Below are 15,952 nucleotides of genomic sequence, written 5' to 3'. Positions count from 1 at the left end.
CAAACAGGCGACCCAGATCCGGATCACTTGCTGCGCTCCGCGCCCCGCCCGAAATCAGGGGCATCCGTATCTTGGCCGGCTTCGATAATCCCGCGCCGGATTGCCCGGGTGCGGGTAAAATACTTGTGCAGGTGTTCCCCATCACCCTGCCGGATCGCCCTCTGCAAGGCGAACAACTCTTCGGTGAAACGGCCCAGAATTTCCAGCGTGGCATCTTTGTTGGACAGGAACACGTCACGCCACATGGTGGGGTCTGACGCCGCGATACGAGTGAAATCACGAAAACCGGCAGCGGAATATTTGATCACTTCGGTGTCGGTCACCCGGCGCAGATCATCCGCGACGCCCACCATGGTGTAGGCGATCAGGTGCGGCGCGTGACTGGTCACGGCCAAAACCAAATCGTGGTGTTCTGCATCCATTTCTTCAACATTTGCACCCATGCCTTCCCACAAGGCGCGCAAACGCGCCGTTGCAGCGGGGTCGGTGCCATCAGCCGGTACAATCAGCAGCCAGCGGTTGTCGAACAGTTCGGCAAAACCGGACGCAGGGCCAGAATGCTCGGTCCCGGCAAGCGGGTGCGCGGGCACAAAATGGACGTTATCAGGCAGATGCGGCGCGACCTGCGCGATGACATCCGCCTTGACCGAGCCCACATCGGAAACCGTAGCACCGGCCTTTAGATAGGGGGCTATTTCGGCGGCAACTGCCCCCATGACACCGACGGGCACACAAAACACCACCAGATCGGCCCCTTCGACAGCCTCTGCAACTGTGTCGCACACCCGATCACACAGGCCGATTTCGCGCGCTGTTTCGCGGGTTTGGGGCGAACGCGCAAAGCCGGTCACCTCGCCTGCCAGCCCCCCCCGCTTTATCGCCCAGAACATAGAGGAGGCGATCAGCCCGAGACCGATCAGAGCGACACGTTCATACACTTGCGGCATCAACAGCCCCTTCTTTGAACTTTCGGATGGCATGAACAACACGCCGGCAACTGGCCTCGTCCCCGACGGTGATCCGCAGACAATTCGGCAGCTTGTAACTCCCTACCGGACGAACCAGCAGGCCCTGACTGGCAAGATAGGCGTTGCAGGCATCCGCGTCTTCAGCACTGGCCATCCGCGCCAGCACAAAGTTGGCACAAGACACATCCGACGGCACGCCGATTTCAGCAAGGGCATCGGCCATCCATGTCCGCCAGCGCGCGTTTTCAGTGCGGCAATGCTCCAGATAGGCGGTATCTCGTACCGCAGCTTCCGCAGCACTTAGCGCTGCTTGGCTGACGTTAAACGGGCCGCGCACACGGTTCAGCACATCCACCACATGTTTCGGACAATACCCCCAGCCAACACGCAGCCCGCCCAGCCCGTAGATCTTGGAGAAGGTGCGCGTCATCACGACGTTATCGCGGCTATCAACAAGGGATGCCCCGCCGTCATACCCTTCAACATACTCGGCATAGGCACCATCCAGCACCAACAGCGCCTTGGGTGGCAAACCGTCAGCAAGCCGCGCGATTTCCGACGCACCGATCATCGTACCTGTTGGGTTATTGGGGTTGGCCATAAATACCAGTCGCGTCTTGTCTGTGCATCCCTCAAGCAAGGCATCGACATCGGTGACACGTTCGCGCTCTGCCACTTCGACCGGTGTCGCGCCGGCGGCCAGTGCATTGATCCGGTACATGCCAAACCCATGTTCAGTATGCAGCACTTCGGTATCGGGGCCAGCGTAGGCCTGACAGAGAAATGCAATGATTTCGTCTGAACCGGCTCCGCAAATGATGCGGTCCGCGTCAATCTCATGGGTTTCGGCGATGGCAGCACGCAGGGCACCATGGTCCGTGGACGGATAGCGATGCAACGCGAAAGACGCCCGGCGGAACGCGTCAATAGCAACCTGTGACGGGCCCAAAGGGTTTTCATTTGACGATAGCTTCACCACATTTTCAAGGCCGGCCACAGATGCGGCCCCCCCTTGATAAAGCGTGATGTCCATAATGCCGGGCTGCGGTGCGATTTGCGTCATCTGCGCGTCCTGTCTCTGGTTTCAAGACGTTCTAGCCTTGAGGGAGGGGCGCGACCAGTGCCAAAAGCAAAGGGCCGCGGCGGTTTCCCGTCGCAGCCCCTGTGATTGGCTTGGAATGAAAAGGCGAAGATTAGTTCTTCGCGTAGAATTCCACGACGAGGTTTGGTTCCATAACAACTGGATATGGCACGTCGCCCAAAGTTGGGGTGCGTGTGAATGTCGCAGTCATCTTGGAGTGGTCAGCCTCGATATAGTCAGGCACGTCACGCTCTGCCAGCTGAGTGGCTTCAAGCAATGCAACCATCTGCTTGGAACGGTCACGTACTTCGATCACGTCACCTTCTTTTACGCGGTAGGAAGGGATGTTAACCTTTTTGCCGTTCACACGGACGTGGCCGTGGTTCACGAACTGGCGGGCGGCAAATACTGTGGCCACGAACTTGGCACGGTACACAACCGCGTCCAGACGACGCTCCAGCAGACCGATCAGGTTTTCACCTGTATCGCCTTTTACACGCTCAGCTTCGCCGTAGATGCGGCGGAACTGCTTTTCGGTCAGGTCGCCGTAGTAGCCCTTGAGCTTCTGCTTGGCGCGCAGCTGAATACCGAAGTCGGAAATTTTGCCCTTACGGCGCTGACCGTGCTGGCCGGGGCCATATTCGCGACGGTTGACTGGTGACTTTGGACGGCCCCAGATGTTTTCGCCCATGCGGCGGTCGAGTTTGTGCTTGGCAGCGGTGCGTTTGGTCACGGCTGTTCTCCTTTAGATATGTAAAGGGCGTTGTCCTTTGGGCGAACCCCGACAGGCATCCCCTTGCGGGGGCCACCAACACCAATGAATGCGCGCTTATACGGCGGATATTGGGGGAGTCAATGGACGGAGTAGCACGACAGAGGGAAATCACAGCTTTTGCGTTCAAGGAGGAGGAATACAGCCTCGCCTTTGACGAAAGCTGATCACAGTCGTCTACCGTTGCAGTTCGTCAATCTCTGTACTGTAATACTCCGAGCTTCTAGAGGTCAGCCTATCGCTGTGAGCTGCGCGCTGCCGCTGTTTGCCGCGACGCGATGACAGGAAAAAGTACAGGATAAATGCGGCGAGCGACACTGCCCCAACCAAACGGTTTTCATGAATAAACCTTACGATTTCTACGGTGGCTTCCATTGCCCGCCCCTATGCTCTACTTCGCCCTGGCCAAGGCTCACACAAAGGCTACACTGCAACTTCGGCAAAACTGAGGCGTCAAACCTTGCCGACCAGCCGTTCGTAAATCCGCTTATTTCTCCCGCGCCATCGCGGCACATTCCGCACGCTTCGGACAGGTCACCAGATGATCGTTAATCAACCCACAGGCCTGCATCCAGGCATAAACAATCGTGGGGCCGCAAAATTTGAACCCCTCTTTCTTGAGGTCTTTCGATATCTGTTCCGAAAGAGCCGTTTTGGCGGGGACATCTGCCAATGTCGCCCAGCTATTTTGCAAAGGGGTGCCGTCGACATAGCCCCACATGAAGCTATCAAATCCCACGCGCTGCTCGACCTTTTGCCATGCACGGGCGTTGGTAATCGTGGCCTCGATCTTGCCGCGATGCCGGATGATGCCCGCATTTCCCAGCAAGCGCTGTACCTCCGGTTCGCCCCACCCTGCGATCACATTGGGGTCGAACCCTTCGAATGCGCTACGAAAATTGTCGCGCTTTTTCAGGATTGTGATCCAGCTGAGCCCGGCCTGAAACCCGTCGAGGATCAGCTTTTCCCACAAAGCACGGCTGTCGTATTCCGGCACACCCCACTCAGTGTCATGATAATCCATGTAAATCTGTTCTGAGCCGGCCCATCCGCAACGCTCCATATCGCCCTCCAACTTGCCCGCGCACAGGGCTGACTAAAATTCGATCCAAATCGGCATTTTAACACACCCTTAGAACTTGGTCGCCATGGTCGACCAATCACTGAAGAAAGTAAATTGTCGTGGTCAGCCGCATTAAACGCCGCATTGCCGATCTGCCCGCCGGGGCGGACAATCCGCTGAATTATGCGGTGTCGCAACGCGACAAGACGACAATAGACATGGTAAAAGAGGCAATTGCACATAAGCAGACCTTGCTGGCTTATCAGCCGGTGATGCGGGCCAGTAATCACGACAAGGTCGCGTTTTACGAGGGGCTGATTCGTGTGCTTGACGCGACCGGGCGGGTGATCCCAGCCGGCGAATTCATGCCCGTCATCGAAGCCACGGAGCTGGGGCGCGAAATTGACGTTTTGGCGCTGCGCATGGGGTTGCAAGCCCTAAGTGCAAATCCGGGACTGCGCCTGTCGATCAACATGTCAGCACGCTCTATCGGGTATGGTGGCTGGACCAAAATGCTGAACCGGCACCTACGTCAGGACAAGACATTGGGCGAACGGCTGATCCTTGAAATCACCGAAAGTTCGGCAATGCTGGTGCCCGAACTTGTCGTCGATTTTATGGACGACCTCCAGCCCAAGGGGGTCTGCTTTGCCCTTGATGATTTCGGGGCCGGCTTTACTGCGATCCGCTATTTCAGCGATTTCTACTTTGACATCGTCAAGATCGACGGACAGTTTATCAACGGTATCGCGCAAAATCCTGAAAACAGGGTAATTACCACCGCGCTATTGTCGATTGCTGAACATTTCGACATGCTGACCGTGGCAGAGTTTGTCGAAAACGCCGAAGATGCGGCCCTCTTGACCGAACTGGGGTTTGATTGCCTGCAAGGGTATCAATTTGGTGCGCCAACGACACGGCCCGCTTGGCTGCAATCCCGGAACAAGCGGGCCGGCTAAAGCGGCACCTTCCCATAAGTTCTGCCATTTCAGCACGACCAGAGGCTTAGTTGCCGCGCGGTGTACCATGTTGTATCACCTTGCCCAGAAGGTGGGGGAGTCGTTCTGAGCGGATATTGCCCGGAATGTCACTTTTTCCTCTGCCATTGGAAGAGGAACGCTATTAATGACCAATGTCGTCATCGCATCTGCTGCACGGACCGCTGTGGGCAGCTTTGGAGGGGCTTTCGCGAATACCCCCGCTCATGATTTGGGTGCTGCCGTTTTAAAAGAACTCGTGGCCCGCGCCGGTGTAGATCCGTCGGAAGTCTCCGAGACGATTTTGGGTCAGGTTTTGACCGCGGCCCAAGGCCAGAACCCCGCCCGTCAGGCCCATATCAACGCCGGGTTCCCTCAAGAATCATCTGCTTGGTCGATCAACCAGGTGTGCGGCTCTGGCTTGCGCGCTGTGGCCCTTGCCGCACAGCACATCCAGCTGGGCGATGCCTCTATCGTTGCGGCTGGTGGTCAGGAAAACATGACCATGTCCCCCCATGCTCAAGCGATGCGGGCTGGTCAAAAGATGGGCGACATGAAACTGATCGACACCATGATCAAAGATGGTCTGTGGGATGCATTCAATGGCTACCACATGGGGCAGACCGCGGAAAACGTTGCTGAAAAATGGCAGATCAGCCGCGAACAGCAGGATGAATTTGCCGTGGCCTCGCAAAATAAGGCCGAAGCCGCCCAGAAAGCCGGCAAATTCGCGGACGAGATCATGGCCTATACGGTACCGGGCCGCCGCGGCGACACGATCGTCGACGCAGATGAATACATCCGTCACGGCGCGACAATGGACGCAATGCAGAAACTGCGTCCGGCATTTGCCAAGGACGGCTCTGTCACGGCGGCCAATGCCTCTGGCCTAAACGATGGAGCCGCTGGTGCCCTGCTAATGTCCGCAGAAGAAGCAGAAAAACGCGGCATCGAACCACTGGCCCGCATCGCCTCCTATGCCACTGCCGGCCTTGATCCGTCGATCATGGGCGTTGGACCGATCTATGCATCACGCAAAGCGCTGGAAAAGGCCGGTTGGAAGGCTGAAGACCTTGATCTGGTTGAAGCCAACGAAGCCTTTGCCGCACAAGCCTGCGCCGTCAACAAGGACATGGGCTGGGATCCGGCCATCGTCAATGTAAACGGCGGTGCCATCGCCATCGGCCATCCCATCGGCGCATCCGGCGCACGCATCCTGAACACCCTGTTGTTCGAAATGAAGCGGCGTGGCGTTAAGAAAGGTCTCGCCACATTGTGCATTGGCGGCGGCATGGGTGTTGCTATGTGCGTAGAGCGCGCTTAAGAAGATTGGGCGCGCAATAAAATTGCGCGCCAACTTTTTGAATAGCAATAAACGAACCCAACCGGAGGAAACTTATGTCCCGTGTCGCACTTGTTACCGGAGGCAGCCGAGGCATCGGAGCCGCCATTTCTAAAGAACTCAAGGAAGCAGGCTATACCGTCGCTGCAACCTACGCAGGCAACGACGAAGCCGCAGCAGCGTTCACCGCAGAAACCGGAATTAAGACCTACAAGTGGAACGTCGCGGATTATGACAGCTCCAAGGCTGGCATCGAACAGGTCGAAGCGGATCTTGGCCCGGTTGAGATCGTGGTGGCAAACGCGGGCATCACCCGCGACGCCCCTTTCCACAAAATGACACCACAACAGTGGCACGAGGTGATCGACACCAACCTAACCGGTGTGTTCAACACGGTGCATCCTGTCTGGACAGGTATGCGCGAACGCAAATTCGGTCGCATTGTCGTCATCTCTTCGATCAATGGTCAAAAAGGTCAGTTCGCACAGGTCAATTATGCGGCAACCAAAGCCGGCGATCTGGGCATTGTGAAGTCACTGGCACAAGAAGGCGCCCGCGCAAACATCACCGCCAACGCGATTTGCCCGGGCTATATCGGCACCGACATGGTTATGGCTGTGCCTGAAAAAGTGCGCGAAAGCATCATCGCACAAATACCGGCCGGACGTCTGGGCGAGCCAGAAGAAATCGCCCGCGCCGTGAAATTCCTGGTGGCCGACGACGCCGGCTTTATCAACGGGTCCACAATCTCGGCCAACGGAGCGCAATTCTTCGTCTGATTTGTCGAAAATCTGAAATGTAAAAGGGCGGCTCAGGAGTGAGCCGCCCTTTTTTATCCCGTAAGACGCTCTGCAGCGCGTCAGCGGGAAGACCGGAACAGCCACGCCCAAACGGATGACATCGCCTGCCCCCGCGCGTCGTGGGCTTTTTGCATCGCTTTGCGGGCAGCGGGGTTTGTAGTGGCTTCAATCATCGGAAAGCTCCTTTGGCAGCTAACGAAGTGTTTTTGAACTGACCTTAATATGACCTGCGCCACACAGACTGACAAACGAGACTTTCCAACACTTCGGTTAAGCTGTACTTAACTGAACATGGCAGCTCCCCTCCCCCCACTCACCGCACTACGCGCCTTCGACGCCGCCGCCCGCCACATGTCATTTGCCTCTGCGGCAGCAGAATTAAATGTCACGCCCGCCGCCTTGTCGTTTCAGATCAAGTCACTGGAGGCCCATCTGGGGGCACCGCTTTTTCGGCGCCTGAACCGCGCTGTTGAGTTGACAGATGCAGGACGGGCGCTGGCCCCTGATGCCAAGGCAGCCTTCGAAACCCTGACAAACGGCTGGCGCGCAGCGCAGCGAACACAGGATCATCATTCGCTGACGGTGACGGCCGGCCCAGCCTTTACCGCCAAATGGCTGGCCCCGCGACTGTTCGAGTTTGCACAGGAACACCCCGAAATCGAACTGCGGTTTTCAGCCTCGCTTCGGTTGATGGATTTTGTGCGGGACGACATCGACGTTGCAATTCGCTTTGGTTTTCAGGCGGACCCAGACCTTTATGCGGTGCCCTTGGCCGAAGAATGGGTCACGCCGGTTATGGTACCTGAGCTGGCTGCGAAATATCCAACCCCTGCCGATCTGGCACAGGCGGTTTTGATCGTTGATGAATCAATAAACTTCCTTGACCCGCCAACCGATTGGGCGGCTTGGGCCGCGGCGATGAACCTGCCACCGCTGATCCCTAACGGCCCGCGTTTTTCACAAGGTGACCATGCGCTGGACGCCGCGCTTGCTGGCATTGGCGTTGCCCTTGGCAGGCGGGCACTGGTGATCAAAGATCTGGCCGAAGGCCGGCTGGTCGCCCCCTACGGCACAGCGCTCAATACTGGCGCACGCTTCCGGTTTTTATGCCAAAAAGGGGCCGAAACGCGGCCTCAGATTGACGCCTTCAAACAATGGATATTACGTGAAATAGACAAAACTGCGGCCATTGCGGACGCAATGACACTCTTGAAAAGGCCTGCCTTGAAATGACACGCACACGCGCCACCTTCGTCGGCTTTATCGCGGTTCTTTTGTGGGCCTTGTTGGCATTGTTCACGGTTGGGTCGGCCCCCGTGCCGCCATTGCTGCTAAACACGCTTTGTTTTGCAATGGGCGGCACATTGGGATTGATTTGGGCGGCATCCAACGGTGCCCTGCCGACATTGCGCGCCGTCCCTTTCAAGGTATATGCCTTTGGCACAATTGGTCTTTTTGGCTATCACGCGCTTTATTTTTCCGCCCTGCGTCTGGCCCCCGCCGCCGAGGCAGGTTTGATCGCCTATCTTTGGCCGCTGTTAATTGTCGTGTTTTCTGGTCTTTTGCCTGGTGAACGCTTGATGGCCGGGCATGTGATCGGGGCCGCTATTGGGTTTGCCGGGGCCGCGCTGATCATCATGGGCGGTGGAACCGCATTTTCGACTGAATACCTCATAGGCTATGGTCTTGCCTTGCTTTGCGCGCTGACGTGGTCTGGTTATTCAGTGCTGTCCCGCCTTGTCGGCAACGCTCCGACGGCGACGGTTGCTGTCTTCTGTCTGGCAACTGCGGGCCTGTCTCTCCCTCTTCATCTGGTATTTGAAGAAACCGTTTGGCCAGAAACCGCCCTTGGTTGGGCCTCTGTCATCGGCCTGGGCCTCGGGCCGGTCGGGCTGGCCTTCTTTGTCTGGGATATCGGCGTTAAACAGGGGGACATCCAGCTGCTGGGCACCAGCTCTTACGCAGCACCGCTGCTGTCTACTCTTGTTCTTGTGCTTGCTGGCGTGGCCGCCCCAAGCTTTACACTGCTTTGGGCGGCCGTTTTAGTTACGGGCGGGGCGTTTGTCGCCGCGCGCGCGAGTTTAAAAAACTAGGTTAGCTCGACAACCGCGTGATTTCCTCTTTCAGACGCAATTTCTCTTTCTTCATCGTCGCAACTTGCAGATCATCATAACCCGGTGCGCGTTGCGCGGTTTCAACCGCTTCGCTCATCTCGTGGTGTTTCCGCTTGAGGGTCTCCAGACGTGCGTCAAAAGCCATATAGTCCTCCTTGATGAATGTTGAACCTTGAGTGAATCACAGATTCGCAGTTCTGTCACGCCGCCGCGCAGCATAACCACAAGTTGGGTAAACAACCGCTTAACCCCGCCTAAAACACCAGCGCAGCGCCGTCGCGCAGCGCCGCCCTGACGACCGGCACATAGGTATCTCCATCCTCAACATGACGCGCCCCTTGGTGCATAATCAGCGGGGCATTCAGCTTGAATGCCCCACGCCCGTTTTTACGGGCCCGCAGAATGAACCGGTCCGGTGCCCGCCCCGCTCGCGCCGCCAGCGGTAAGACCTCAACACTGCCCATCTCATGCGGCAAAGCAGCAAGGATTTCCGGCAGATGTTCCGTCAGATGAATGAAATGCGCATATCCTTTGGGGGCCAACCGTTTTGCTGCGGTTTTGACCCATTTTGCCAAGGGCGTTTGCGCCCCATGCGCAGCCTCACGTGCCGGATCATCAGAAGCCACCGATGCACGCCGGTCAAAATACGGCGGATTCGCAAGAACGTGGTCAAATTGTCGCTGACGTAACGGCAATGGCAAATCCGTCAAATCCGCTTCAACCACCTCAAGCGCTGCGCCGCCATTTTGACGGGCCAGCGCCGCATACCCCGCTTCCCGCTCAATCCCGGTTAATTCCAGCCCCGGCACCCGGCAGCCAAGACACAGGATGGCCGCCCCGACACCACAGCCCAGCTCAAGCACCCGCTGGCCTTTTTCCGCCTGAACGCAAGCGCTTAACAGGACAGCATCAAGACCGGCGCGATACCCCTGCGCGGGCTGGAGCAGGTGAAGCCGCCCGCCAAGGAAAGCATCACGGGTGATCGCGTCTTGATCAGATCGCCCCATAATCGCGCTTAACGCCCGAGGGGGATGTCATTGTCCAGCAACACCCGTTCAGCCGCACCGTGATTGTCAGGATGAACCATCAACCGGCGCGGGAAAATTCCAATGCCACCCTCCAGCGCGCTCATATTTACGTCCATTGCGAAGCAGGCTATATCCTCACCCTCAAGAAGGGCTTGAGCAAAGGCGATAACTGTCATGTCTGTTGTGCGTAAAAGTTCCTTCATATCAAAGGTGTGGGCCAGTTCGGCCAGATTGTCGAGCCTCTTTGCGGGGCGGGAAATGGGATCGTCTTGATGAACGATGATGCAAGTGTAAAACCACACGAACGGCTGGCGGCTTTTCTGACCGATGATATGGCTGCGGTGAGTACCCTTATTCGAGAGCGCATGGCGTCGAAACATGCGCCGCGAATTCCCGAAGTGACAGCCCATCTGGTCGAGGCCGGCGGCAAACGTCTGCGCCCGATGCTAACCCTCGCGGCGGCGCGGATGTGTGGCTATGGCGGGCCATATCATGTCCATCTGGCCGCAACAGTTGAATTTATTCACACGGCGACGCTGCTGCATGATGATGTCGTCGATGAAAGTGATCAGCGCCGGGGCCGTCCGACGGCAAATCTGCTGTGGGACAACCAGTCTTCTGTACTTGTTGGGGACTACCTGTTTGCGCGCTCTTTTCAGCTGATGACCGAACCCGGTTCCATGCTGGTCATGCAGATTCTGTCGAACGCTGCGGCAACCATCGCCGAAGGTGAGGTGCTGCAACTTACTGCGGCGCGGAATCTGGCCACCGACGAAAGCATTTATCTTCAGGTTGTACGCGGCAAAACCGCAGCTCTGTTCTCTGCGGCGACGCAGGTGGGGGGCGTCATCGCCGATGCGCCGGACGCAGAGGTTCAAGCGCTTTACGACTATGGCGATGCCTTGGGCATTGCGTTTCAGATTGTTGACGACTTGCTGGATTATCAAGGGGATAGCGGCGCGACGGGCAAGAACATCGGTGACGATTTCCGCGAACGCAAGCTGACCTTGCCAGTGATCAAAGCCATTGCAAAAGCAGACGAAGCCGAACGTGCATTCTGGGTGCGCACAATTGAAAAGGGCCGTCAGGAAGACGGCGATCTGGAACAGGCGTTGACCTTCTTGAACAAACACCAGACGCTGGCCGCCACCAAGGATGACGCCCTGTCCTGGGCAGCAAAGGCCAAGGGCGCGCTGGCGGTATTGCCAGACCACGAGGTAAAGGACATGCTGTCTGATATCGCGGATTACGTGGTCAGCAGGATCAACTAGCGCCGCCAATCACACAGGATTTGACCCACCAGTCAGGCCGTGCATGGGCGATTTTCGCCGCAGCGGCGCGCGCCTCTGACATGCTGTTAAACAGCCCAAAACAGGTAGACCCCGAACCAGACATCCGGGCCAGCGCCAGCCCCTCGCACGCGCTCAAGACCTCCAACGCCTGCGCGACCTCTGGCACAAAACCCGCGCAGGTCGCTTGCAGATCATTGCGCATCCCTTGCAACCACTGGATCATTTGACGTGGTTCCTGAAACGTCGGCAGGATCTCGGGCATTGCCGGGTTATTCTTTCTTTCCAAACGCTTGAAGATATCCGGAGTAGCAGCACCAACGCCCGGCCAGACCAGAACCGCCCAGCATTGGGGAACACCATTAATGGCTGTTAACTGCGCGCCTATGCCCTGCATCCGCGTCGGCACCTGCCGCTGACAAACCGGCACATCAGCGCCCAGACTGGCCGTGCCCCCCTGAAACCCCAAGGCATTCAACGTCGCGCCAGCATCGGTAGACCCGCCGCCTATGCCCGCACCATGCGGCAGGTTTTTCTCCAGCGTGATCCGGCCCGTCCAACCGGCCATTTCAGCCGCCTGCCAGACCAGATTGCGACCGTCTACCGGTACGCCCGGCGCAAAGGGGCCGGTCACATCAAGGCTGATATCCGGCTCCGGGCTGAACCACAAACGGTCCCCAAACTCGGCAAAAACCACCATAGAATCAAGCAGATGATACCCGTCTTCCCGTTGTCCGGTGACATGCAGTGTCAGATTGATTTTCGCTGGTGCAAAGACCTCAAAGGTCATTGGCAACCTTCAAAGGCGGTGCCCCCTCTTCGGCCAGAACCTGATCCAACCCTATCTCGAGCTTGCGCCGGATACGGTCAGGGTCTGCCTCGCTCTCATTGTCTTTTTCATCAATGAACGACAGCGCGCGGCTCCATTGAAATTCGGCCTCGCGTTGCCGACCAACCGCCCAATAGACATCTCCCAGGTGGTCGTTCACCACCGGATCAACCGCCACCAATTCGACCGCACGTTCCATATGGGCCACCGCTTCCTCATAGCGGCCCATGCGGTACAGAACCCAGCCTAGTGAATCAACGATATAGCCCGACTGCGGACTTGCCGCGACCGCGCGTTCGATCATGTCCAGAGCCTCTTCCAGATTCCGGTTCTGCTCGACCATGGAGTACCCCAGATAGTTCAGCACCTGCGGCTGTTCGGGATTGATCGCCAAGGCGGCGCGAAAATCGGCCTCTGACATCTCTGCATTGCCCGAACGTTCATAGGCGATACCGCGGGAATAATAGAGGACCCAACGCGCCCGTGCTGTATCAGCGATACGCGCAATCGCCCGATCATAGGCCGCAATGGCATCGGCAAAGTTCCCCTGCCCGCGCTGCACATCCCCCAACGTGGAATGCACCACCGCAAGGTCCCCATGACTTCGCGCAAGCTGTTCCAGAACTTCAATCGCCTGATCTTCCTTGCCCGACCGGCGCAGCGTATCCGCCCGGCCCAGCTCAGCTACATGAAATGCCGGATCGTCGGCAGGCACCGCTTTGTATTCTTCGATGGCCAGATCGTTTTGGCCAAGGTTCTCCAGCAGGCCGGCGGTCAGCAACAGGGCGTCAACGTGGCCGGGGCGCAGAAAACGGGCCACACGGGAATAGAGCAGCACATAGTAATCCCCTGCCGTTTCACTTTTCAGCACGGCAGCAAAGGTAAAGAAAACTTCTGCGATGCCTGACTTTGCATCTCGCACAAGCGTGAAGGGCAGCGGCTCTTTCGCCTTGAGGGCAACAATCATCTGGTCCAGCTCGGGGTCCGTTGCATCCCCAAAGCTGGTCTGCAAAACGGCCAAAGCATCCTCGTGGCGCTCAAGCTGTGCCAGCACCACCGCATGGGCCATGACACCCCGCCGGGTCTGGCCCGCCGCACCGGCAGCCGCCGTGCCGAATATCCGCTCAGCACCTTCGAAATCACCCACAGACGCCAATGCCAACGCCTTATGATACAACACAAAACCCTGCATTCCGGCTTCTTTGCTTAGGGCGTCGAATGCCACCATAGCCGAGGTCACATCCCCCTTGCCCACATGCGCCCATGCCTTGACCAGCCCGTCCACCCAAGGGCCGATCCCCTCGCTGTCGGATGCCCGCGCCAACAGCTCGCCATACTCTTCGCGCTGCGCCAGATCGGCGGTGATCACCATCCGCGCGACCTGCGATGTCTGGTTCTTTTGTTCCAGCACACGGGCCAGCGGCACTGCCTGCTCCACCCGCCCCAGCGACAGATAGGATAACACGGTGCTTTCGATCAATTCGACATTGCTGCTATCGCGCGCCAGTGCCTCGGCGTAATAGCGAGCCGCCTCGCGGTAGTCCGATTTCACAGCAGCATGGCGACCGGCCAGATAGGCACCAGCCACAGATTGGGCATTGGCCTGAGGGATAAACGCAGCACTTAACAGCAGGGCCGCTGCGCCAGTTAGGACGTTTCTGAACATATCTCGACTGCCTCTTTGATTTGCATGCAAAGCTATCAGGTCTACCTGCAAGCGCAATGGCGCGGCGCAGGACATGACAGTCCTGTGAGGCGGATTTCAGCCAAAAAAAGGCGGGGAAAAACCCCGCCCTTTTGTCTTGCTCCCGTCAGGCTCTTGCCTGCATCCGGTTACATGTTCGGATAGTTTGGCCCGTCGCCGCCCTGCGGAGTGGTCCAGACGATGTTCTGGCTGGGGTCTTTAATATCGCAGGTTTTACAATGCACACAGTTCTGGAAGTTAATCTGAAACTTCTGTTCTGCGCCTTCACCGACAAATTCATACACCCCTGCCGGACAATAGCGCGCGGAAGGGCCCGCAAATTTCGGCAGGTTAACATCAACCGGAACAGAGGCATCTTTCAGCGTCAGATGGGCCGGCTGGCTTTCTTCGTGATTGGTAAAGGAAAACGCCACATTGGTCAGGCGGTCAAAGCTGAGTTTGCCGTCGGGTTTGGGGTAATCAATAACCTTGTGTTTTGAAGCGGGTTCTGTCGATTCAGCATCGGACTTGCCGTGCTTCAACGTGCCCAGCAGGGAAAAGCCCAGCGTGTTGCACCACATGTCAAAGCCACCGATCGCAAGACCGCCCAACAAGCCGTAGCGGCCGTTCAGCGGAGCCACATTGCGGACTTTCTTGAGGTCTTTGCCCACCTCGCCGCTGCGCAATTCCGCGTCATAGGCTTCCAGTACGTCACCGCTGCGGTCCGCCTTGATCGCTTCCATCGCGGCCTCCGCCGCTGCGATACCGGACAGCATCGCATTGTGGTTGCCCTTAATCCGCGGCAGGTTCACCAGCCCTGCGGAACAGCCCAGCAAGGCCCCTCCGGGGAACGCAGATTTCGGGATCGACTGAATGCCACCTTTGGTCACGGCGCGGGCACCATAGGCCACGCGTTTGCCGCCTTCCAACAGCTTGGAAACCATCGGGTGGTGTTTAAAGCGCTGGAACTCCATGTAGGGGTAGAGATGCGGGTTCTTATAGTTCAGGTCGACGATCATGCCGACGTAAACTTGATTGTTCTCAAGATGATAGATGAAGGTACCACCGGTGTTCTTGGTTCCCAAAGGCCAGCCCATGGTGTGGGTTACTTCGCCTTCGTTATGCTTGGACGGGTCGATTTCCCAGATCTCTTTCATCCCAAGGCCGAATTTTGGCACATCGCAATCGGCATCAAGGTTATACTTCGCAATCACCTGTTTGCTCAGACTGCCGCGCACACCTTCGGAAAAGAACACGTATTTGCCGTGCAGCTCCATGCCCGGCTCATAGCCGTCGCCATGACTGCCGTCTGCATTTTTGCCGAACTCACCAGCAACCACGCCTTTGACTTCGCCGTTTTCGCCATAAACAATCTCGGAACAGGCCATGCCCGGGAAAATCTCAACGCCCAGCTCTTCGGCCTGCTCAGCCATCCAGCGGCACACATTGCCCATCGACACGATGTAGTTGCCGTGGTTGTTCATCAAAGGAGGCATGATGAAGTTTGGCAGGCGCACCTTGCCAGCTTCGCCAAGTGCATAGAAGTTATCTTCTTTCACAGGCACATTCAGCGGCGCACCTTTGGCCTTCCAATCCGGGATCAGCTTGTCCAGACCGCAGGGGTCAAGCACCGCACCGGACAGGATATGCGCCCCGACTTCGGATCCTTTTTCAAGGACAACCACGTTACAATCGGCATCAAGCTGCTTGAGCCGGATCGCCGCAGACAGACCCGCAGGCCCCGCCCCGACGATGACGACGTCATATTCCATTGCTTCACGCTCGATCTCGGCCATGGCAAGAGTTCCTTTGGTCAAATACAGTTTGGAATTCGCTAAACCACGCGGGGCTTCATTGCAATCAGGACGATGCGTAAAAACGCCATTGTTGCCACCTAAGGCATGAATTTTGCCCGTTTTTGCACGCAAAATGCCGTTTTGCTCACCCCGGCATCGCCGCCGCGAAGTTCCGTTGATCCGTGGCCTGCTCCCGAAATGAAAGAAGC

16 protein-coding genes are annotated in these 15,952 nt (G+C 57.5%); 6 read left to right on the top strand and 10 right to left on the bottom strand.

The window, feature by feature from the left end; genetic code table 11:
* Positions 1-23: 23 nt before the first annotated feature.
* From HKX44_RS14365 to HKX44_RS14350, 4 genes are all read right to left on the bottom strand, one after another.
* Entirely contained in the window at positions 24-947 is a 924-nt protein-coding gene (locus tag HKX44_RS14365) for a prephenate/arogenate dehydrogenase family protein (protein ID WP_276152051.1), read from the bottom strand.
* A complete protein-coding gene (gene hisC / locus HKX44_RS14360; protein WP_276152050.1) occupies positions 931-2,031 on the bottom strand; it encodes a histidinol-phosphate transaminase in 1,101 nt (366 codons plus the stop codon). The genes HKX44_RS14365 and hisC overlap by 17 nt, the downstream gene beginning before the upstream one ends.
* A gap of 130 nt (positions 2,032-2,161) precedes the next feature.
* Positions 2,162-2,782, bottom strand: coding sequence for a 30S ribosomal protein S4 (rpsD, locus tag HKX44_RS14355; RefSeq protein WP_276152049.1), 621 nt, complete (start codon positions 2,780-2,782; stop codon positions 2,162-2,164).
* 526 nt (positions 2,783-3,308) lie between these two features.
* A complete protein-coding gene (locus HKX44_RS14350; protein WP_276152048.1) occupies positions 3,309-3,884 on the bottom strand; it encodes a DNA-3-methyladenine glycosylase I in 576 nt (191 codons plus the stop codon).
* A gap of 119 nt (positions 3,885-4,003) precedes the next feature.
* Here HKX44_RS14350 and HKX44_RS14345 point away from each other — a divergent pair, with 119 nt between their 5' ends.
* The 5 genes from HKX44_RS14345 (at position 4,004) to HKX44_RS14325 (ending at position 9,096) form a co-directional block, all read left to right on the top strand.
* The gene (locus HKX44_RS14345) at positions 4,004-4,843 is read left to right on the top strand and encodes an EAL domain-containing protein (protein WP_276152047.1); all 840 of its coding nucleotides are present in this window, start codon (positions 4,004-4,006) and stop codon (positions 4,841-4,843) included.
* 166 nt (positions 4,844-5,009) lie between these two features.
* Positions 5,010-6,185, top strand: a complete 1,176-nt coding sequence (locus HKX44_RS14340; protein WP_276152046.1) for an acetyl-CoA C-acetyltransferase — start codon at positions 5,010-5,012, stop codon at positions 6,183-6,185.
* 74 nt (positions 6,186-6,259) lie between these two features.
* Positions 6,260-6,982 carry an acetoacetyl-CoA reductase gene (phbB, locus tag HKX44_RS14335; RefSeq protein ID WP_276152045.1) on the top strand — a complete coding sequence of 241 codons (723 nt, stop codon included), beginning with the start codon at positions 6,260-6,262 and terminating at the stop codon, positions 6,980-6,982.
* Between the two features lie 312 nt (positions 6,983-7,294).
* On the top strand, positions 7,295-8,236 hold the full coding sequence (locus tag HKX44_RS14330) for a transcriptional regulator GcvA (protein ID WP_276152044.1): 942 nt from the start codon (positions 7,295-7,297) through the stop codon (positions 8,234-8,236).
* Positions 8,233-9,096, top strand: coding sequence for a DMT family transporter (locus HKX44_RS14325; protein ID WP_276152043.1), 864 nt, complete (start codon positions 8,233-8,235; stop codon positions 9,094-9,096). The genes HKX44_RS14330 and HKX44_RS14325 overlap by 4 nt, the downstream gene beginning before the upstream one ends.
* A 1-nt stretch (position 9,097) precedes the next feature.
* Here HKX44_RS14325 and HKX44_RS14320 read toward each other — a convergent pair whose 3' ends face one another.
* From HKX44_RS14320 to HKX44_RS14310, 3 genes are all read right to left on the bottom strand, one after another.
* Positions 9,098-9,262 carry a YdcH family protein gene (locus tag HKX44_RS14320; RefSeq protein WP_276152042.1) on the bottom strand — a complete coding sequence of 55 codons (165 nt, stop codon included), beginning with the start codon at positions 9,260-9,262 and terminating at the stop codon, positions 9,098-9,100.
* Between the two features lie 109 nt (positions 9,263-9,371).
* Positions 9,372-10,124, bottom strand: coding sequence for a methyltransferase domain-containing protein (locus tag HKX44_RS14315; protein WP_276152041.1), 753 nt, complete (start codon positions 10,122-10,124; stop codon positions 9,372-9,374).
* 8 nt (positions 10,125-10,132) lie between these two features.
* Positions 10,133-10,348: a DUF2007 domain-containing protein gene (locus HKX44_RS14310; protein ID WP_276152040.1), complete on the bottom strand. Its 216-nt coding sequence runs from the start codon at positions 10,346-10,348 to the stop codon at positions 10,133-10,135.
* Positions 10,349-10,417: 69 nt separating this feature from the next.
* On the opposite strand from HKX44_RS14310, the gene HKX44_RS14305 reads away from it, so the two are divergent.
* On the top strand, positions 10,418-11,416 hold the full coding sequence (locus HKX44_RS14305; protein ID WP_276152039.1) for a polyprenyl synthetase family protein: 999 nt from the start codon (positions 10,418-10,420) through the stop codon (positions 11,414-11,416).
* On the opposite strand, the gene HKX44_RS14300 is transcribed toward HKX44_RS14305, so the two are convergent.
* The 3 genes from HKX44_RS14300 to HKX44_RS14290 form a co-directional block, all read right to left on the bottom strand.
* Positions 11,409-12,224 carry a 4-(cytidine 5'-diphospho)-2-C-methyl-D-erythritol kinase gene (locus HKX44_RS14300; RefSeq protein WP_276152038.1) on the bottom strand — a complete coding sequence of 272 codons (816 nt, stop codon included), beginning with the start codon at positions 12,222-12,224 and terminating at the stop codon, positions 11,409-11,411. The two genes, HKX44_RS14305 and HKX44_RS14300, sit on opposite strands and share 8 nt — an antisense overlap.
* The gene (locus tag HKX44_RS14295; protein ID WP_276152037.1) at positions 12,214-13,929 is read right to left on the bottom strand and encodes a tetratricopeptide repeat protein; all 1,716 of its coding nucleotides are present in this window, start codon (positions 13,927-13,929) and stop codon (positions 12,214-12,216) included. Before HKX44_RS14295 ends, HKX44_RS14300 begins: the two co-directional genes overlap by 11 nt.
* A 167-nt stretch (positions 13,930-14,096) precedes the next feature.
* The gene (locus tag HKX44_RS14290; protein WP_276152036.1) at positions 14,097-15,743 is read right to left on the bottom strand and encodes an electron transfer flavoprotein-ubiquinone oxidoreductase; all 1,647 of its coding nucleotides are present in this window, start codon (positions 15,741-15,743) and stop codon (positions 14,097-14,099) included.
* Positions 15,744-15,952: the final 209 nt, after the last annotated feature.

The organism is Sulfitobacter sp. M05 (genome assembly GCF_029285175.1).
GTDB lineage: Bacteria > Pseudomonadota > Alphaproteobacteria > Rhodobacterales > Rhodobacteraceae > Sulfitobacter.
This window is presented reverse-complemented; position numbering and strand designations above follow the sequence as displayed.